Source organism: Saprospiraceae bacterium (assembly GCA_016717265.1).
Lineage (GTDB): Bacteria > Bacteroidota > Bacteroidia > Chitinophagales > Saprospiraceae > Vicinibacter.
The window spans coordinates 1-19,807 of the sequence record JADKFX010000002.1 but is presented as its reverse complement, the minus strand read 5'-3'; the positions used below and the strand labels follow the sequence as shown (position 1 = coordinate 19,807).

At 32.4% G+C, this 19,807-nt stretch carries 16 protein-coding genes; 8 read left to right on the top strand and 8 right to left on the bottom strand.

Going from position 1 to position 19,807, the window contains the following annotated elements; all coding sequences use genetic code 11:
• Positions 1-9 precede the first annotated feature (9 nt).
• The 6 genes from IPO86_16150 to IPO86_16125 all read right to left on the bottom strand — a co-directional run bounded on the left by IPO86_16150 (position 10) and on the right by IPO86_16125 (position 10,944).
• Entirely contained in the window at positions 10-1,512 is a 1,503-nt protein-coding gene (locus IPO86_16150) for a hypothetical protein (GenBank protein MBK9729635.1), read from the bottom strand.
• Between the two features lie 166 nt (positions 1,513-1,678).
• Complete coding sequence (locus IPO86_16145; protein ID MBK9729634.1) at positions 1,679-2,806, bottom strand: T9SS type A sorting domain-containing protein; 1,128 nt, start codon at positions 2,804-2,806, stop codon at positions 1,679-1,681.
• A 543-nt stretch (positions 2,807-3,349) separates the two neighbouring features.
• Positions 3,350-7,219, bottom strand: a complete 3,870-nt coding sequence (locus tag IPO86_16140) for a VCBS repeat-containing protein (GenBank protein ID MBK9729633.1) — start codon at positions 7,217-7,219, stop codon at positions 3,350-3,352.
• 265 nt (positions 7,220-7,484) lie between these two features.
• Entirely contained in the window at positions 7,485-7,955 is a 471-nt protein-coding gene (locus IPO86_16135; protein MBK9729632.1) for a T9SS type A sorting domain-containing protein, read from the bottom strand.
• 580 nt (positions 7,956-8,535) lie between these two features.
• Positions 8,536-9,612: a mannose-1-phosphate guanylyltransferase gene (locus IPO86_16130; protein ID MBK9729631.1), complete on the bottom strand. Its 1,077-nt coding sequence runs from the start codon at positions 9,610-9,612 to the stop codon at positions 8,536-8,538.
• 36 nt (positions 9,613-9,648) lie between these two features.
• The gene (locus tag IPO86_16125) at positions 9,649-10,944 is read right to left on the bottom strand and encodes an aminotransferase class I/II-fold pyridoxal phosphate-dependent enzyme (protein MBK9729630.1); all 1,296 of its coding nucleotides are present in this window, start codon (positions 10,942-10,944) and stop codon (positions 9,649-9,651) included.
• 95 nt (positions 10,945-11,039) lie between these two features.
• Here IPO86_16125 and IPO86_16120 point away from each other — a divergent pair, with 95 nt between their 5' ends.
• The 5 genes from IPO86_16120 (at position 11,040) to IPO86_16100 (ending at position 16,189) form a co-directional block, all read left to right on the top strand.
• The gene (locus tag IPO86_16120; GenBank protein ID MBK9729629.1) at positions 11,040-11,774 is read left to right on the top strand and encodes a TIGR00730 family Rossman fold protein; all 735 of its coding nucleotides are present in this window, start codon (positions 11,040-11,042) and stop codon (positions 11,772-11,774) included.
• A gap of 111 nt (positions 11,775-11,885) precedes the next feature.
• Entirely contained in the window at positions 11,886-12,680 is a 795-nt protein-coding gene (locus IPO86_16115; GenBank protein MBK9729628.1) for a TonB family protein, read from the top strand.
• A gap of 35 nt (positions 12,681-12,715) precedes the next feature.
• Positions 12,716-13,597: a pyridoxal-phosphate dependent enzyme gene (locus tag IPO86_16110; protein MBK9729627.1), complete on the top strand. Its 882-nt coding sequence runs from the start codon at positions 12,716-12,718 to the stop codon at positions 13,595-13,597.
• Between the two features lie 62 nt (positions 13,598-13,659).
• Positions 13,660-15,000 carry an APC family permease gene (locus IPO86_16105; protein MBK9729626.1) on the top strand — a complete coding sequence of 447 codons (1,341 nt, stop codon included), beginning with the start codon at positions 13,660-13,662 and terminating at the stop codon, positions 14,998-15,000.
• A gap of 28 nt (positions 15,001-15,028) precedes the next feature.
• A complete protein-coding gene (locus tag IPO86_16100) occupies positions 15,029-16,189 on the top strand; it encodes an aminotransferase class I/II-fold pyridoxal phosphate-dependent enzyme (protein ID MBK9729625.1) in 1,161 nt (386 codons plus the stop codon).
• Here IPO86_16100 and IPO86_16095 read toward each other — a convergent pair.
• Both IPO86_16095 and IPO86_16090 read right to left on the bottom strand, forming a co-directional pair.
• On the bottom strand, positions 16,175-16,888 hold the full coding sequence (locus IPO86_16095; GenBank protein ID MBK9729624.1) for a nicotinamide mononucleotide transporter: 714 nt from the start codon (positions 16,886-16,888) through the stop codon (positions 16,175-16,177). The genes IPO86_16100 and IPO86_16095 overlap by 15 nt on opposite strands.
• Before the next feature lie 78 nt (positions 16,889-16,966).
• Complete coding sequence (locus IPO86_16090; GenBank protein MBK9729623.1) at positions 16,967-17,941, bottom strand: hypothetical protein; 975 nt, start codon at positions 17,939-17,941, stop codon at positions 16,967-16,969.
• A 108-nt stretch (positions 17,942-18,049) separates the two neighbouring features.
• Here IPO86_16090 and IPO86_16085 point away from each other — a divergent pair, with 108 nt between their 5' ends.
• The 3 genes from IPO86_16085 to IPO86_16075 all read left to right on the top strand — a co-directional run bounded on the left by IPO86_16085 (position 18,050) and on the right by IPO86_16075 (position 19,635).
• The gene (locus tag IPO86_16085; protein ID MBK9729622.1) at positions 18,050-18,280 is read left to right on the top strand and encodes a hypothetical protein; all 231 of its coding nucleotides are present in this window, start codon (positions 18,050-18,052) and stop codon (positions 18,278-18,280) included.
• The gene (locus IPO86_16080; protein MBK9729621.1) at positions 18,244-18,765 is read left to right on the top strand and encodes a ribonuclease H-like domain-containing protein; all 522 of its coding nucleotides are present in this window, start codon (positions 18,244-18,246) and stop codon (positions 18,763-18,765) included. Before IPO86_16085 ends, IPO86_16080 begins: the two co-directional genes overlap by 37 nt.
• A 102-nt stretch (positions 18,766-18,867) precedes the next feature.
• Positions 18,868-19,635, top strand: coding sequence for a hypothetical protein (locus IPO86_16075; protein ID MBK9729620.1), 768 nt, complete (start codon positions 18,868-18,870; stop codon positions 19,633-19,635).
• The last annotated feature ends 172 nt before the right edge of the window (positions 19,636-19,807 follow it).

Here is a 19,807-nt window from a genome sequence, read left to right as displayed (position 1 = left end):
CGGTCACAGCTATTTCATTTTAATAAATTTAAAATAATAGTTACAATTATTTTGATCCATTATATTTAATACATATACGCCTAAATGTAAATTCCCTATCTCCAGATCTGTTGACCAATTTGAACCCTGTACCAAAGACGCACCTTGTAAATTATATAGGACCCATTTCTTTATATCGTTTGTGGGTCCAATTATATTTAAGTTATTCTGGATTATATTCGCTGTTAATTCAAAATGATGAGGGCCCTTTGTGATTTGATTATTCTTTACCAATCCAGCTTCGGTTTTTATTAGTAAGGCATCTTCATGCAACTCGATTCCTGGAGTTACTGCAAAATATTTTGACATACCATTTGTAATGATGCCACCATCATTCGTTTTTCTTATCATAAATCCGCCAAAATCTGTGTAATATGATTGATTTCCGGAGGTGCCCAATTCATTTCTAAAATCATAGGTTTTATTCCAAACCAGCTTACCATTCGGATCCATTTTTAGTATACATATATCTTGTCCTCGCTTATCATTTTTGTCACAATGCTGTATATACCCACCAATATAATAATAACCATCTGAGGCGATATACGCACTACAAAAGCGTTGCTTGCAGTAGATGCTATCATATATAAACTCCTTCAAAATATTTCCTTCAAAATCACAAATCATAAAAACACCCTGAACACCAGATCCTCCCACGATATACATTTTAGCATCCTCTATTAGAATTTCTCTTGCTGACCCTGTTACAGTGTATGGAGTTACGATCCATTTGATTTGTCCACTTGTGTCTATTCGGTAAAACTGAAAACTTGCTTTTTCAGTTGTGTTTGAACTGCATATAAATTCATTATTATCAATTTCTACTATCGATCGAATCCCTCTGCCTAAATTAAATGATTTTTTATATAAAAACTCTGAATATGCATCAAAATAATAAAAATCATATTGAACTATGTTATCTGTTAAGATCACTAAAAATCTTCCATCTTTAAGTTTTAGTACGTTTTTGATTGCATTTTGATTTGCTTCTTGCGAATTTAAATTTAAAGTCTTAAAACTCCTGATTTGTCCCGTATCGTCAATTCTAAACAGTATCAAAACCTGTTGATTTGATATGGTATCAATAGCTTCGTCCACTATTAAAAACTGCGTTTCATCGATTGCAATAGCTGTATTTCCTATAGGTTCTTCGAGATAGCTTTGATGAAACGGCAATCGTTTGTGATTCAATTTAAATTTTTCAATTACATTGTACACAGTCTTAGTAAGTATGTTAGCACAATAATCAAAGATTTGAAAAACCGGAGCATTAAAAACGGTATCATTTATGAGACCTCTGTTTATACGACTGCCAATAGTAATAATTTCATTCGCATTTTTTTTTGGATGGATAAATTCTATATGATCTTGAAATACGGTGTCATTTGAAATATATTCAAATGAACATTGTGTTCTTGCTAGGATGGTGAAGCAAGAAAAAATCAAAATAAAATCTAGTCTTTTCGTTTTCAATTTATTTCAGATAATTTACATTTATTTTTGCATTAGGTTTTAAAAAAATTCAAAGTAAAGCAAGTGTATTTGGTCTTTTCCATTTTATGTCTTAGAGATTTTTTTGACTTACATACTTTATTCTAGCTTTACTCTGAACTTTCATTAGCTAAGTTAATATAAACTATTAAAATTTATACAATTTTACAAGCGATTTTTCTGTAGAGTGCTGAAATTTTATAAAGTACAGTCCTGATGTTATATGATCTGGCCAATTTAAATACAAATTGGAAGGATCGCCAAAGATCCATCTGCCTTTAAAAACTTCTTTACCTTGAATATTATAAATTACAATATTTTGTTCAATATTAAAATGCTCTACAGCCTTTAAGTTATCCCTTTGTTCTGTTTTGTTGCCAGCCCAAAAGCAGGTAGTACCAGGCCAACCAGAGGTTTGATTCATGGTTTGTGGGTTTTCAGTGCAATAGGTATAATTTGTACAATGGCGGTAAGCACTACAATATACACTAACGATTGGATCAGGATCATCAATTATTGTATAAACGCCACCATCGGGGCTTGGGGTCCATATATAGCCTCGCTGGTAACCTGCTGGAATGCAGCATCCAAAAGCAGTTGCAACGATGTATATCGGTCTATCAATATAGGCTTTAATACAAATGATATTTGTATCCAGTGATCTTGTAACACAAGAATAGTTTCCACAAGATCTTATGGAATCATACTGAACATAATAGGTAAAAAAATTACAACTACTTGGATGCACTCTGATAGCCCATTTCCATCCACAGGAAATGTAATAGCCATTATTACCATTCCATATGGACATACAACCAGAAACAGGAGAGCCTCTATTAAAATCACAAGTATCAGGTTCTATATAGGTAATTTCCACTTTTGGATCTGGAATAGAAGTGATACGATTTGGGTCAGGATCACACTTTGTAGCTCCTAAACATCGCACATAGAGCACTTTGGTAACATAACAATATGCTCCGCTGCAAAAACGGACATTCATCGTGATGTTGTAATAGCCATCAAAACAAAATGAGTAGGTAAGTGGATTGGCAGTCATTGGACCTGGATCACAAGCTAAACCATAAGTTCCGGTACTTCCAATTACCCAATCAATAGAACATACACTCGGGCTGCCAGGAAAAGTATTTGGTGTAAATGTATATACGCAAGTATTGGAATCTCCAACCATAGTAAAATCATATTGTGCTGAACAAGCGGATTGTCCATACATAGATTGTGTAAAAATTATAAGTACGAAAAATGTAATGAGTTTCATATAGAATGATTTAAGATTAAAAAAATGAAGCTGGTCTTATTTCATCGTTTTATTTAAATGCATTCCCGTGTCCATAGGCAAAATAATTTAAAAATGTTTAAATTTTACGCAATACAATACCTGTCTTATAGCAAACACTATAAAATCAATCGAATAAATTAATTCTCAATAAAATTTTCAAACAAATAAATACCTTTTAAAAAGGTAATATCTACAAACAAAATAGTTTGATGTACACACGAGTTCAGGGATTGTTCTTAAAGACTCGTTTGAAATAAATGAAGTAAAAATAACTTAATTTGTAAACAACACTACTTCATCGCAAAGGTGAAAAAAAAAAAAACATATATTCCTAATTTTTTGATAAGTATTTTTATATATTTATTTTTATTATGTGTAAACTGTTGTTATATATTCGCTTGCTTAAATATAAAAAAATTTCCATTTTCAATCAAAATCAGATGCATTTTAGATTCAGTAAAATAAAACTGGAGTTCTCAAAAATTTGAAATACTAAAATGCTGGATTTAGCATTTTCTGAATTTATCTTACTGCTGTTACATCACCCTTTTTTGTAATTACACTTCCATCTTGAAGTGTTATTTGGGCATGCCACACATAAACACCTGGCATTACATTCTGTCCATTAAATTTTCCATCCCAACCCATATGAAGATCATTTGGGAGAATACCATGTTTTTGCCAAATCAAATCGCCCCAACGGTCATAGACAGATAGAGTTGTTATTGATGAAATTGTATAACCATTATCAAATATCGTAAACCAACCATTGGGTCCACCAGGCCGGATAACGTTGGGATAGTAAATTCCCACGTCCTTTTTAATGGTCAGAAACAAAACATGAATAGAATCACATCCAGTGCTTGAAATAAAATGCTCCTGATAAATACCAGATATCGGATATGTTTGATGATTGACAAACCAGGTGTAAGCACTGTCAGTAACTACAGTATCTGCTTTTTCAAAATCGTGATTCACAATAAGATTCAATTTGATAATGGAATCACAGCCCTGAATAGTTTTTAATGGATGTGTGTATTCACCGGATTGTTTTAATAAAGTTTTATTTACCTGCCATAGAAATTCTTTACAGACTTCTTCTTGCTCAACTAACTCATAACTTTTAAAAATATTCAAATCGAGTGTGTAAATTGAATCGCAACCAAAACTATTGGTATACTTTTTTAGATATATTCCGGATTGATTGTATGATTGGCCATTCAGATTCCAGGTGAAAGAATCACAACTTGATATAGAGTTATTATAAAACTCAGATCTGATATTCAGACTTAGATTAATTACAGAATCACATCCTGCAACATTTTGAACTTTAAATGTATAATTCCCATTTGCTTTTAAAGTTTTGCCAAGAAAATTCAAACTATCGCATACAGATAATGCCAAATCTGCTTTAGATGATTTATTAATAGTAAGGTTTAGATTGATGACACTATCACAGCCAAGATTATTTACTGTTTGATATGGATAGCTACCACTTTTATCGTAGGTATTTCCATTCCAGGTAAATGTATCACAGGTCGTTTGATTGATATTCAATTGATCAGACTTATTAATGATCAGCTTAAGCGTAGCGATGCTATCGCATCCTGAAACATTCAATGTTTGATATTGATAACTGCCACTTTGTGTATATGTATTGCCATTCCAAGTATAACTTTCACAACTCGTATTATCTATAACTGAGTTGCTTGATTTGTTAATTGTGAGTTGCAGTGTAGCTGTGCTATCGCATCCAGAATTGTTCAGTGTTTTTTGTTGATAAATACCACTTTGGTTATATGTAACTCCATTCCAAGTGTAATTGTCACAAGTCGTCAGTGATGTAGTTGAATTATTTGATTTGTTTATTTTGAGTTGCAATGTGGTAATGCTATCGCAGCCCTGTTGATTTATTGTTTTATATTGGTAAGTACCACTTTGTATATATGTATTGCCATTCCAGGTATAACTATCGCAGGCAGCATCTACTAAATTTACGTTAATGATTGAATTGATAGTTAAATCTAAAGAAACAGCACTATCGCATCCAAATCTATTTACAGTATCAAATTTATAAGTACCGCTTTGTGCATATATTTGTCCATTCCATTCATAACTATTACAAGCATTATGATTAATCGCTTGACTATCGGATTTGTTGATTACAAGTTCCAATGTTGTTATACTATCACAGCCAAGATTATTTACTGTTTGAAATGGATAGCTCCCACTTTTGTCATAGGTATTTCCATTCCAAGAAAAACTATCACAAGCTGTATGTTGTAAGTTTATATTATCTGGCTTATTAATGACAAGATCCAGAGTGGCAATACTATCGCAACCAAATTGGTTTATAGTGTCAAAGATAAAGCTTCCACTTTGTGTATAGGTAGTGCCATTCCATGAATATCCATCACAAGCGATTATTGATTGTGTTGTATGAACTGAATCAACAAGAGTTAATTCCAAAATAAATATCAAACTATCACATCCCTTTACCGCACTCAGTTTATGATAGTACATACCAGCATTATTTAGAAGGGTATCATAGAAATTGTATGTATCACCATTACATATGCTTGCTTTTAATTTTTCGATCTTTGGCAATTCGAGTGTACGAAATATATTGTCAGTATAATCGCATTCTGCAATAGAAAAATCAGTAGGATCAAACTGCCCTGATCCATTCCTGGTAGTATTGATCACCATAAAAAGATCTGCAAGATTGGACACTGAAAATTTAAACTCTAGATTCAGCAAGCTATCTCCACCAAATAATTTTTTAAAAGTATAATATGTACCAATTAATATCCCTCCTGTTGAAGGATCTCCATTGTAAAAAGAAACGGGTAGACTGGAATCTGCAATAAATGATGCATCTTGGCGATTGTGAATGTCAAATATTACTGTGTATTCTTCTTTTATTGGATCATAATTAATGCATTTGATTTTTCCAGTTAGGCTTGCCGCTTTTCTTAGATACATGCCGTCCTCTAAAAGTGATTCCTGCACATAAAAATTATTATACTTTCCATTTTTATAAGTGGCATTGTTTTTTTGTACGCGCGGTACGGTGAGGTCGTCATTTATATTAAGCACATGATAGTTGTATTGATTCCAGATACCACGAGCGGGAGCCCAACCAGGAAGACTGTCTGGAGGACCAAAGATAGTTAGCTTACCATTTGATTCGTTAAGACTTGAGAGGCAAGGTACACAAATTATTGCATGATTTGCACTATCAAAACTTCCTACTATTGGATATTCACTCCAAGTATGCGAATAACAATCTACTTGTCCAATCAACTTTGGCATTACACCAGAACCATCAATAATTTTAAGTGAAGTCATATCACGAATCACAATTTCTTGTTTACCATCGTTGTTAAAGTCAAACATGGTTAGACCAGTTGAACCGGACGAATCAGTTGTAGTAAAAACCCAATCCTGTTGTAAAAATCCAGTTCCATTATAGGTGTAGGCATATAATTTGTTTTCTCTATTAATTAGAATAGAGGGTTTGCCTATACCTCTAATGTCGCCAATTAATGGAATTCCTACCCCAGCATCTGAACCTATTGGGTTCACTTTAGTAAGTAGTTTTGGCAAACCATTATAAAGTGTATATACGTAAATTAATACACTTCCACCTACTCCAGGAGTTGTTACAATAATATCCAGTTGACCATCCAAATTAATGTCTGCTACTGTGGTAGTTCCATCCTTGTATTCACTATTTACTTTAATGTTTATTGGGATCATGCTGTTTCCAATTAATCCGTTAGGGTTTAAAATATTGACCTTATAAACGGAGTATCCAGCTGCTAATTCCAAATCAAATGTATCCGTATCAAGTTGTGAAGCAATAGTACTAGGACCATAGAATAATCCAGACGAAATATCACAGCCTATACCATTATGACCTCCATCTGCCAATTTTACTCCTGTTTGAGCATTAAATATTTTATTACTCACATAGATCTCTGGAACACCATCCTGATTAAAATCTGCTATTGCCGGTATACCAATAATATCAGTTATTTTATTATTGTAATCCCTATCAACTCTTTGATCCGAAATCCATCGGATAATACCATTTGTATTGTAACAAATTATTCGGCTTTGAATATTAGAAGGATTTGTGAAAAAATTTGCCGCAATAACGAAAATTTCAAGTACTCCATCTTTGTCCACATCCGCCACACAAAAGCTATTCCAATAAGGATATAAAATGTAAGTTTTAATTTTAGTTTTTACCAATCCGGTTTTAGCATTTATTATCAGTAAATTTTCACGGTTTGTGTCTTGTACAATTAATTCTGGTATACAATCCCCATCCATATCCGCCAACAATGGAGTTTGTGTATCAGGAATAATCTCTTTACATTCCAATTTTTTTTCTAAAATTAAGTTTAACTTGGGAAGCTTTTCAGAAATATAGCACAAACTTGAATCCCTATTTATGCATGACTTTGATTGAGCATTACATAAATGAACACCCATTATAATCAGGAGAATATTAAATAATCTTGTCAATTGATTTTGTTATTAACATTTATTAGAAACCATACCTTTAAGCAAAGTTAATAAATCATTCTTAATTAATTAAAAAAGCTTGTGAGAATGTATTATTATCTCACAAGCTTTTTATATTGGATTACAATTTAATAAATTTTAAATAGGTAAATTTATTGTAACTATTTTTATATCTTATAAAGTATAATCCGGATGAAATATTTAAAGTAAACTTATATTCCTGATCATTAAAATTTCCACGATGAACTATAAAACCAGACGAATTTAATACTTCAAAATCGGTAGCCTCCAATGTTGATCTTAGTATAATCTCGTTCTTAATTATAGGATTTGGAATAACAATAAGATCGCCTCCGCCAATTGATTTTGAATAATGGGAATTTTTGAATCGATACTCAAGATTATCGCAATCAGGAAAAGGTACATTGATAGTTTTAAAACAATAAGGTGTTGAACAGTTACAAACTGATGTGGTACATATTTTGACTACTAAAAAAATACTTTCATCAAAGGGACCTATTATATAACTACTTATGAGGCCATATGAGTATGTACTGCCATCAGATGCTCTCAGCGCTTCATAACAAAAAATAAAATTTAATCCATTTTATTTTGAATGCATCTAAAGACAATACAATACCTGTCTTATAGCACACACTATAAAATCAATCGAATAAATTAATTCTCAATAAAATTTTCAAACAAATAAATACCTTTTAAAAAGGTAATATCTACAAACAAAATAGTTTGATGTACACACGAGTTCAGGGATTGTTCTTAAAGACTCGTTTGAAATAAATGAAGTAAAAATAACTGAATTTGAAAACAACACTACTTCATCGCAAAGGTGAAAAAAAACATATTTTCCTAATTTTTTGACAAGTATTTTTATATATTTATTTTTATTATGTGTAAATTGTTGTTATGTAAAAATTTAAATTTGGTTTAAAAATATGCATTTTTTTAAATTTCATTTTATATGAAATTATTTTATAGATCTTAAAATTTCGGATGCATTTTAAGTAATAGCTTATTATTAAAAGAAATTAAAAAAATTTTATAAATTTTTTTAGGCTATATTATAAACATGCTCCTCAAATTTATTAACCTAACTTAAAGGATATCTTGTAAGCCTGTTTTTGTAAATCCTTAAAATGAGACCTTGCGAAAGCTTATGTTAAAGCAGGACCGAATGTTTCCTGTACTGTACCAACAATTTGTTTAATTGCCTGTTCTTCAGATTTATGACAAATCAATAATACATCTTCGGTATTAATAATGATTAAGTCCTCCACACCATGTAAAGCAATTAATTTTTGTTGTTCATCGTGAATCATACAAGATTTGGTTTGGCTTAAGAGAAGCGTTGTATTAGTACTTGCATTTTCATTCAAATCATGTGGTAAAAGTTCATATAATGATCCCCAGGTTCCTAAATCACTCCATCCAAAATCTACAGTTTTCACGACAACAGATTTGGATTTTTCCATTACAGCGATGTCAATGGAATCTGATTTGCAATTTTGATAAATGGAAATAATATCAGAAGGATTCGTATAGGAATTAAATGCTTTAAATAAATCTGGAGCATAGATTTCAAGGGAATGTAATATGGTATTAGTATTCCATAGAAACATACCAGAGTTCCAAACATAATTTCCACTTCTTAAATAAGATAATGCAGTGTTATGATCTGGTTTCTCAACAAATTTATGTACCTGATAAATATCTTCGGCAAGGACTTGGCTTGAATCAAAATTAATATAGCCGTAACCTGTATCAGGTCTGGAGGCTTGAATTCCAAAAGTCAATAAGTTTTCTGGATTCTTTGAAATAAAATCAAAACTATCACTAACATCTTTTACAAACATGGACTCATTTAAAATTAAATGATCGGAAGGTGCAATAAATAATATTGAGTTTGGATCTCTTCTGGAAATTTCAAGTGCAGCAAATAGAATACAGGGTGCAGTATTTTTCCGCTGGGGCTCTAATAAGATGTTGTTTGTTTGAAGTAAAGGTAATTGCTCTTTAATTAAATCTTGATAATCCGCATGACTTACTACCCAAATATTTTCTGGATGTATAATTTTAATCAATCGCTCATAGGTCAATTGAATTAAAGTTTTACCAGTTCCTAAGATATCTAAAAATTGTTTCGGTTTTTGATTTCTACTGAGCGGCCAGAATCTACTTCCAACTCCACCTGCCATAATAATTGCATGATAATTAGGATGCTTATTTTCCATCTAAATTTTAATTAAAAACTAAAAAAGAATTGTTGATTATACTTCCATTAATTGATCCATGCCAGATTTCAAAGCATTTACAATTTCAGCAATTTCAAGTTTTTTTAATGTGCCAACAGATATTCGATACCATTCAGAATCTTCCGATGCACCGAAAGCCTTAAAAGGAACAATTCCTACTTTACAAGCATTCAATATATAATCAGTTACCTGAATTTGATTTTGTAAAATTCTGCCTTCCGCTGTTTTTTTATTTTTCCAGGGACATTTAACAGTTAAATAAATAGCAGCTTGTGGATGGATGATATCAATTGGATATCCAAGGTGTTTGAGATTTAAGATCCCCTCATATAAACCTGTTAATCGGGTATGAATTTCTGGTTTGAACCAATCCAAATAGGTTTGTACCTCTTGTTGATCTTTTATAAACCAGGCAGTAGCCATTTGTTCTGCTTTAGGAGCCCAGGCTCCAATATGAGACAGAATTGCCCGCATCTGATCCATTATTTTTCGAGGTCCAAATGACCATCCGACCCGAATACCGGTAGCTGCATATACTTTTGAAAGTCCATCGACATAAATTACATAATCTCTTAATTCAGGAATTAAACTAACAGGATCGAAATGTTTTGTATCACCAAAACTTAATTCCCAATAAATTTGATCATACATGATATACAGTGGCTTTTGAATGCCTTTTCTTCGGATGTTTTCTGTCAATACAAGCTTGCAGATATCCCGAAGTGTGTCTTCTGTAAACACAGTACCTGTCGGATTTTGTGGGGAGCATAAAGCGATGAGTGTAGCTTTTTGTATATGAGGTTCAAAATCGGCAGCAGTTGGCATAAAATTTTGATCGGCATTCACTTCAAGCGCAATCCCATTCGCTTCGCATAAATGACAATAATGATTATTGTTCCAGGATGGAACTGGATATAATACAGTATCACCCCGATCTAGAAGTGTTTTGTAAATAGCATATATTAAAGGCCTTGCACCACCAGAAATTAGGATTTCATCAGCACTATAGTGAAGCCCAAGTTTTTCATTTATTTGCGTTGAAAGTACCTGTCTTAAATCTACCATTCCATTGGCAGCAGGATAATTGGTATGCCCTTCTTGATATGCTTTAATGATAAATTTTTCCAATCCTTTTGGTATTGGAAAAATGCTTGGATTAAAGTCGCCAATTGTCAAGTTGAAAATATGTTCTCCAGCTTGAATCTTGTGATTCACTTCGGCAGCCAGTTTAATGATTTCCGATGGGATCAAGGTTTCGGCCATATGAGAAGAAATTCTGAAGGCTGAGGGGGTAGTTTCATTCAGCGGCATAGGCCTGTGGGTTTTTACTGTTGCTGCAAATTATTAAAAAATAGAGATATCACTTGAATTTTTTTTAATCTTGCGGTTTATTTGATCGAGAAGCTATGGAGAATATTAAGAACATTAGAAATATTCAATATCTAAATGGCCCTATGAGCCGGTTTGCAGAATTGCGTTTTGTTTGGGATGTATTTTGGGATTTGTTTTTAGGAATCCGGAAATTATATTTTACCGGACCTTGCGTAACTATATTTGGTTCGGCTCGTTTTCAGGAAGATCATCGTTATTATAAAATTGCAGAAACTATTGGGGCAGAAGTAGCTAGTTTGGGTTTTACCATTATGACCGGGGGTGGACCAGGAATTATGGAAGCAGCAAATAAAGGTGCAAAATCAGTAGGTGGAAGAAGTGTCGGTTGCAACATCACCTTGCCGAATGAGCAACAACCCAATAAATATCTTGATTATTGGGTAAACATGAAGTATTTTTTTAACCGAAAAACACTCCTGATTAAATATTCTTATGCTTTTATAGTCTTGCCAGGTGGATTTGGTACTATGGATGAATTTTTTGAATCTATGACTTTAATTCAAACCGGTAAGTTGGTTCATTTTCCAGTCGTTATTTATGGCACAGAATATCATAAAGAGCTCTTAGAATTTCTTGATAAAATGGAGCTGGAAAAAACAATTTCACCAATTGATCGGAGTTTGTTTTTAGTTTCAGATGATATTCCCCAAATCTTAGAACATATTAAAAATAATTATAATATAAAGAGGGTATTGCAGCCATTTAATATAGCCCAACCGATCACATGGCTTTTTGAAAAAGACAGCTAATTTTAATATTATATATGTTAATTTCATTTCAACTAAAGTGATACAGATACTAATTATATGAAATTTTCATTATAGGAAAGTAATATTGTATTTAATCAATTCACAGTTCCATTGTTAGGTATTTTATATCGATTTTTTAAGAATTCAGTTTCTGATTGGAATAATATGGTGTTTTCTAATCGAAATCGCGCATATGGTGCTTATCAACTTAGGCTATTTTATAATAGGAATATGACCATTGGATTAATATTGTCCTTAATTATATTTCTTGCTTGTTTGATTATTCCTTCAATCCATTGGAATTTTACAAAGGAATCTGAAATGATTACGGAAGTCTTTTTAGAAAATCCTCCGGATATCGTGTTGCCAAAATTGAACACCAAAATGAGTTCAAAGCAAGTCCCAGAGAGCCCTAAAAAAAATCCTGAAAAGAAGCCACCAGAATTGAAAAAAAGTGAAATAAAAAAAGTAGTTAAAGAAGAGATCCCAATAAATGAAATAAATACAACGAATAAGGATTTAGATTCAATACAACAGAAGGATCTTAACAAAGTAAATAATAATGCGCAAATTGCAAATGAATCAGAGGTGACCTTCGATTTTGTAGATGTAATGCCTCAATATCCTGGAGGTTCATCTAATTTATCCAGATTTATTTCTTCAAAACTAGTCTATCCAAATACCGCATTTCAGAACAAAGTTGAAGGGGTAGTTGTAGTAGGCTTTGTAATAGACAAGGAAGGAAATGTTAGAAATCCAAAAATCTTAAAATCACTCTATCCATCTTGTGATGAAGAAGCACTTCGGGTAATAAGACTCATTCCAATTTGGATTCCCGCTAAAAATAATAACCGGAATGTTAGTTTTAATTTTAAAATGCCGATTGAATTTAAATTAAATCGTTAAAGTGTTATGGTATTTTTATTAAAGCAATTCAGTGTGTGAGAATTTCGGAGGAAAAATATCAGCAGCTTAAACGAGAATTAAATCTGCCATCAGATTTGCAATCCATATTTATTGAAGAAATTAAACAGGAGCTTATTTTTAAAAGAGATGATTTGATAAATCCAATAGTCTGTGGAAATAAATGGCGAAAATTAAGCAACCATTTGAATTTTTTTCAGAGTTCAGATAAGCAAGAATTGATTAGTATGGGAGGTGCTTTTTCAAATCATCTGCATGCTTTAGCCTATGTTTGTTTTAAGTTAGAAATTCCTTGTACTTGCTTGATTTATGGATGGAACAATGATTTTGAAACACCCACTTTAAAGGATTGTCGAAACTGGAATGCTACATTAATTCCAATAAGTAGGGTAGAAGCGCAACAACTGAGATTGGATCCAAAGATTTTTCTAGAGGATAGATTTTCAAATGCATTATGGATTCCAGAAGGTGGAGGTGGGGAGATTGGTGTTCAGGGGATCGCAAATCTTGTATCAGAATTTCCAGTTGAATTTGACCGGCAGGAGAATTTAATAGTATGTGCTTGTGGCACAGGTACTACAATTAAAGGCTTGCTTACGTTTTCTGAAAATGTACACATTTTAAGTATGCAAGTAGTTAGAATGGCTCAGTATCCATGGATTCAGGATTCGAGAGTTAAAATGATAGATGCTAAGCTGAATCTGTCTTTCGGCAAAAAAGATGAATCTATATTGAAGTTTATGGATTTATTTTTTTTGAACTATGGTATAAGATTGGATCCTGTTTATACAGCACCTTTATTAGTTTCTTTTTTTGAGCAAATAGATAAATATAAATACAAGAAAATTTATGTTTTGCATACAGGTGGATTGCAAGGGAGTAGAGCGTCTATAAAGTAATTTCTTATATAATTCGCGGGAACGCTACTTTCTCTTTGGAATCTCTTATTTTCGCAATTATTATGGATTCTAATAGTAGCCAGAAACTAGGGGTTTATTCACTTAGTATGATCGTTATTGGTTTAGTGATCGGACTTGGTATTTTTAGGGCTGCCTCCGTTTCAGCGAATGCTGCAATTACACCCAGTGTTTACTTCGCAGCATGGATATTTGGTGGTTTGGTTGCATTGTGTGGTGCCCTGACCTATGCTGAGATTGGCTCAAGATTTCCGGTTACAGGTGGATACTATAAGATTTTTTCAGTTGCTTATCATCCTTCTATTGCCTTTGCAATTAATGGAATTATTCTGGTCTCAAATGCTGCCTCCCTGGGTGGTGTTGCATTAATTGGGAGTGATTATTTGGCAGAGGTTTTATTTGTAACCCCTCCTACGGATCTATTAAAATCAATGATCGCAATTTTTGCTATTCTGGCATTTTATGGTGTCAATCTTTTAGGACTTCGATTAAGTGCGAATACTTTAAACGTATTGATGATTATTAAAATAGCCATGATTCTATTAATCATCTCAGCATTATTTTTTCCCAAAATTCATGTAAGCTCAAATCAAAATTATATGGATTGGATGCAAATTTCTTGGTCTGATTTGATAAGCTCTTTTGGTGCTACCCTGGTTGCTGTTTCTTTTACATATGGTGGATATCAACAAACTATTAATTTTGGTGATGAAATTAAGTCGCCCAGAAAAACGATTCCAAAAAGTATTTATGGTGGAATATTATTAGTGATTGTTTTATATCTTTTAGTTAATTTAAGTTATTATAAAATCATTGGTTTCGAAGAGTTGAAAACAGCAAAAGGGATTGCATCCATTGTAGCATCCAAACTTTTTGGTCCAATAGGAAGAAATTTATTTGCAATTTTATTATTTCTTGCAGTTTTAGCATATGTAAATGTTTCGTTACTCAGTAATCCAAGAGTTATGTATGCTATGAGTCTGGATGGGATATTACCAAAATCATTTAACAAAAAGTCTGGCAATAAGGAAGTGTTGACAGTGAGCTTGACTGTATTTACTTTAATTTGCGTTCTGGTTGTTTTTTTTGCATCAACATTTGATCGTATTCTGGGTTTCGTTATGATTTTGGATTCCTTAGGAATGGCTACATCTGCTGCGACAATCTTTTACCTTAGAAGGAAAACAAAAGATTTAAATTTGAAGGAAATTTACCAAATTAAGTTCTTTCCTTGGGTGCCAATATTTTTTATTTGTGCTTATACTTTTGTTGGTATTTCTAGTTTTTATTTGAATCCTCAATTTGGATTCACAGCGATCCTTGTTTTTATAGCGCTGATTATTGCGTATTTTTTGATTCAAAAATTAAAGCGTAATTCTATTTAATATAATTTCTAAAATAATTGAGAGTATCGTGGATTTATCATATATACTTAATGAACTAGGAGAACATCGCGAACAGTATTTTAATGCGATAGCTCCTCCAATAATTCAAACTAGCAATTTTAAGTTTGATACGGTGGATCAAATGCGCCAACGATTTAAAGATGAATATGGCGGATATATTTATTCAAGGGGTTTAAATCCTACGGTAGATATTTTACGAGAGAAACTTGCTGCTTTAGATGGAGCTGAAGATGCTTTAGTATTTAATAGTGGTGCTTCCGCAATTTTTTCGTCCGTAGTTCCCTTTGTTTCTAAAGGAGATCATATTATTTCAGTTCGGGATCCTTACACCTGGGCACAAAAATTGTTTAATGAGTTCTTACCACGATTTGGGGTAGAAACAACGTATGTAGATGGTACAAATACTAGTAATTTTGAAAATGCAATTCAAGAAAATACAAAAATTATTTATTTGGAATCTCCTAATAGTTGGGATTTTTCTATCCAACATTTAGCTGCTATTGCCACACTTGCAAAACAAAGAAATATATTAACAGTAGTAGATAATAGTTATTGCAGTCCTTATTACCAAAGACCTATTGATTTTGGTATTGACCTCGTCTTGCAATCGGCCACAAAGTATATTGGAGGGCATAGTGATACGGTTGCTGGGGTTTTAACTGGTAAGTCTACTTTGTTGCAAAAGGTTTTTAAATTAGAATATCTGACGGCAGGAAATGGTATACAACCTTTTAATGCCTGGTTACTATTGAGAGGATTGCGTACACTTCCTGCAAGAATGGATCGAATTCGGAATACAACACAACTTGTCATAGAATTTCTAAAAGGACATCCAAAAATTGAATCTGTTTTATTTCCATGGGATGAGAGTTTCAAACAATATGAACTCGCAAAAAAACAAATGCGGGGTGCATGTGGATTATTTTCATTTATTGTTAAAACGGATGCCGCTGAAAAGATTGAAAATTTTTGTGAATCTTTAACACATATTTTAATGGCTGTTAGTTGGGGAGGTCACGAAAGTTTAATCATACCCAGGCTTGCAGGAATTGAACGAAGTGCTTTTGATTCTAAACAAGAGTCGCATCGATTAATACGAATGTATGTTGGTCTGGAAGATGCTGATTATTTAATTTCGGATTTGCAACAAGCATTACTCAGACTTTAGCATTTGATCTTGTAGCTTTTTTAAATACAACCACTCTTTTATTCCATAAATTGCAAGCCCAAGAAATATAAAAAATTCAAGTGCAATAAATAAAATTTCTCTCTGAATGTATAAATAGACACAGATTATATTTATAAGAATCCAAAGAATCCAGTTTTCAATTATTCGTTTGGCCAATAAAGTATTTGCAGCAATGCTAGAAATTGCGACAAAGGAATCTATATATGGGTATACAGCAGCAGTTGGAAATAGATTTGGAAATAGCAAATGGATATTCGCTATAAATTTTCCAAATACATAGCTTGCAATAAGGATTAGCAAACTAATATAAATTCTTTGTTTGGAAGTAAGATATTTTAAAGGGATTTTATTCGACTTTTCAAATTTCCAAATAATCCAGCCATAAATGCTGATGGAAAAAAAATAAAGCTGAAGAAACATATCAGAATATAACTGAACATGGTAGTATATAAAAAATGCGGTGGTGACATTCACAAGACCGATAGGCCACGTAAGTATATTTTCCCGGGCAGCAAAGTAAACTGCAATGATACCAGCAGTTACAGAGATGATTTCAATCAAAGGAATTCCGTATCCTAAAATAGTAAAGACAGGGTCAAACCAATTTACACCAAAGTCCATTGTCAATAAAAGGTCTGATGAAGATTGCGTATTGTTAATTTGTAAATATAACAACATTGCGATCTATAAAATAAAATTGCACGTGCTCAATAGAAAATAATGCAGAACGTGCAATTTTTTAATGGAGAATATTATTTATTTAAGTTTTAAAGTACTGGTACCAACTAAATATCCTTTATTAAAAACTTCAATTTGATAGACGCCTGCTACAAATGAACCTGGATTTTTAAATTTAGAACAGACTTCTTTTACATCGCTGCTATATTGAGTCATGGCAGACATTGAAAATTTAATGGTTTCACCATTTTGATCGTTTCTGATAACACCAGAGCCTTCAGATTCGATTGCTTGCGTTTCTCCAGTTGGATTAATAATCCGTATATAAAATTTTTCAGTACCGGATTCTGTATTTTTATTTACCGTAGTTTTAAAACATACTTCAATAAAATCTGCATCTTTTGCTTTAGATACATCATTTGGTTTTTTGCCTTCCCGTTCTTCAAATGCATCAACATTGATTTTTTGAATTGGAATTGCGGTTGCACGATTTACTTTGCGACTCAATAAATCTTTTTCCTTTGCGATATTATCTTTCTCCGTGTTCAGAGTAGCTTTCGCTTCTGATAGTTGTTGATTTTCAGCGGATTTGGTTTGAACTTCCTGGGTTAATTTCTCTTTATCTGATTTTAAACCTGTATTTGCTGTTGCAAGTTCAGCATTTTCAGATTTCAAGCGATTAATTTCAGTTATATATTCTTGTGTTTTAGATTTAATAGTTTCAATTTCTTTGCGTGCAATGGCAAGATTTTTACTATCTTTTAGTAAGCCAGTAACTTTTTCTTTTTGAATCCGAAGCTCTTCTTTTTGTGTATCAATCACCCGATTCAATTCTTCATTATTAGTTTTCATATCATTTAAGTCACTTACGGCTTGTTGATATTCTTTATCGAGTTTGGCTTTTGCATCTTCAAGTTGAACTAATTCATTTTCTTTTGCAAGATTATCTTTTTGAAGATTTGAATTATTTACAAATTGATAGACATTGAATCCAAAAAGTGCAACCAGTAAAATAATTACCAGGGCTTTAACATTTTGATTGGAAGTTGACATAATACTGTTTTTTTTTATTTATTGTGTAAATTTAACTACATAAACGGTAAATAGCTTAATTTTAATATGATTTAGTAAAAAATCAGGGAAAACCCTTACTATAATATTATGGAACTTAATAATGTATTATTTATTGATATTGAAACCGTTAGTCAGTATCCAAGCTATAATCAACTGAATAATCACTGGCAAGCTTTATTTGAACGTAAAATACGTTATTTTCAAGAAAAGGAGCCTGAAAAGAGCTTAGATCAGTTATATAATGAGAAAGCTGCCATTTATGCAGAATTTGGAAAAATTATATGCATTGGCTTAGGTTTTTTAACAAAGGAGTATTAAGAATTAAGACCATTTCAGGAGTTGATGAGGAAACTATCCTAATTGACTTTTTTAGTTTAATATCCCAACATTTTAATAATCCTGACAAGAATATCCTTTGCGGCCATAATATTCGGGAATTTGACATCCCATATATTTGTCGGAGAGCTATAATCCATAACCTGCAATTGCCAGCGATTTTAAATATTTCGAATCGTAAACCCTGGGAATTAAAGTTTATGGCCGATACTTTGGACATGTGGAAATTTGGAGATCAAAAGAATTTTATTTCACTTGAATTGTTAGCCGCATGTTTGGAATTGGAAAGTTCAAAAGGAGACCTTGACGGAAGCAAAGTAGGTGAAGTTTATTATCAGGATCAGGATCTTGACCGAATTGCAAAGTATTGTGCACAAGATGTTTGGGTGACTTCAAACGTTTATTTAAGGATGAATCATCTTCCAGCAAAAGAATGGGATGAAGTGCATTTTGCAGATTTTAAGTAGCTAATATATTATCAAAACAATTATACAATTTGAAAGAATCAGACTCTAGGTTGATGGCTTATCTTTACTTGAGGTCTTCAAAATCTCATAAACTCAACCACCATGAAAAGATACCTAGTCTCTTCCTTGTGTTTCCTTTTCTCTTTAAATGTTGTCATTGCCCAGCAATGTATAGATACTGTTAGCAATAGTTTGACTTTGCTCAGCAAAAAGCCAGAATCAGGAAACGATTGTTCATTTTCCGTTCAATTTTGTGTTCGAAAAACTTCTGCAGAAGCAGATCACATTTTATATAGTGTAAATTATAGTTATGGAACACTATATAGGACGATTTATATTCCAAATGTTCCCGTTGGCACCATCATTTGTCAGACCTTTGATTTTATTGCCAATTGTGATTCCAAAGCACAATTTCATGCACATGGTAAGACTGTGAGTCATGTTTTATGTGGTGCAGTACAGGATATGGTAGTGTTGCCGATTCGGTTGTTAAGCTTTACGGCGGAACAAGATAAAATAGGAACCGTCCACCTTAAATGGCTTACTGCTAGTGAATCGAATGTTTCACATTTTGTAATTCAACAAAGTAAGGATGGTAAATTCTTTAATGACATCGCAAAATTGAAAGCAACAGGTGATAGTAAGATCCTGAAATCATATTCTCACGAGGTAAAAACCAGTGGAATTGGAACTGGAAATTCAACTATTTATTTTCGTTTAAAATCAGTGGATCGGGATGAAACTTTTAGTTATAGTCAAATTATTTACATAGGTAAAAAAGAAAAAAATAAAATTGAAATTTATCCAAATCCAAGTTCTCATGTACTCAATTTAGGTTTCGATTTTTTGAGGGTGATCAGTTGTCAATGACAACTATTCATGGTCAAAAGGTTCCCCTACATTGGCTAGATGAAAAGACCTTAGATATACAGGAATTGCAAAATGGGATATATTTTCTAATATATCAAAATGATGTCATAAAATTTCTTAAAAATTGAGCTAACCTTGTTCCATTAAATTAAGCTGCATTATTGCAGCTTTT

Excerpts from the sequence above, each read along its gene's own strand:
- IPO86_16130 (MBK9729631.1), bottom strand. The coding sequence starts at position 9,612 with ATGGAAAATAAGCATCCTAATTATCATGCAATTATTATGGCAGGTGGA.
- IPO86_16125 (MBK9729630.1), bottom strand. The coding sequence starts at position 10,944 with ATGCCGCTGAATGAAACTACCCCCTCAGCCTTCAGAATTTCTTCTCAT.
- IPO86_16090 (MBK9729623.1), bottom strand. The coding sequence starts at position 17,941 with ATGTCAACTTCCAATCAAAATGTTAAAGCCCTGGTAATTATTTTACTG.
- IPO86_16080 (MBK9729621.1), top strand. The coding sequence starts at position 18,244 with ATGCATTGGCTTAGGTTTTTTAACAAAGGAGTATTAAGAATTAAGACC.
- IPO86_16085 (MBK9729622.1), top strand. The coding sequence starts at position 18,050 with ATGGAACTTAATAATGTATTATTTATTGATATTGAAACCGTTAGTCAG.
- IPO86_16095 (MBK9729624.1), bottom strand. The coding sequence starts at position 16,888 with ATGTTGTTATATTTACAAATTAACAATACGCAATCTTCATCAGACCTT.
- IPO86_16120 (MBK9729629.1), top strand. The coding sequence starts at position 11,040 with ATGGAGAATATTAAGAACATTAGAAATATTCAATATCTAAATGGCCCT.
- IPO86_16075 (MBK9729620.1), top strand. The coding sequence starts at position 18,868 with ATGAAAAGATACCTAGTCTCTTCCTTGTGTTTCCTTTTCTCTTTAAAT.
- IPO86_16145 (MBK9729634.1), bottom strand. The coding sequence starts at position 2,806 with ATGAAACTCATTACATTTTTCGTACTTATAATTTTTACACAATCTATG.
- IPO86_16105 (MBK9729626.1), top strand. The coding sequence starts at position 13,660 with ATGGATTCTAATAGTAGCCAGAAACTAGGGGTTTATTCACTTAGTATG.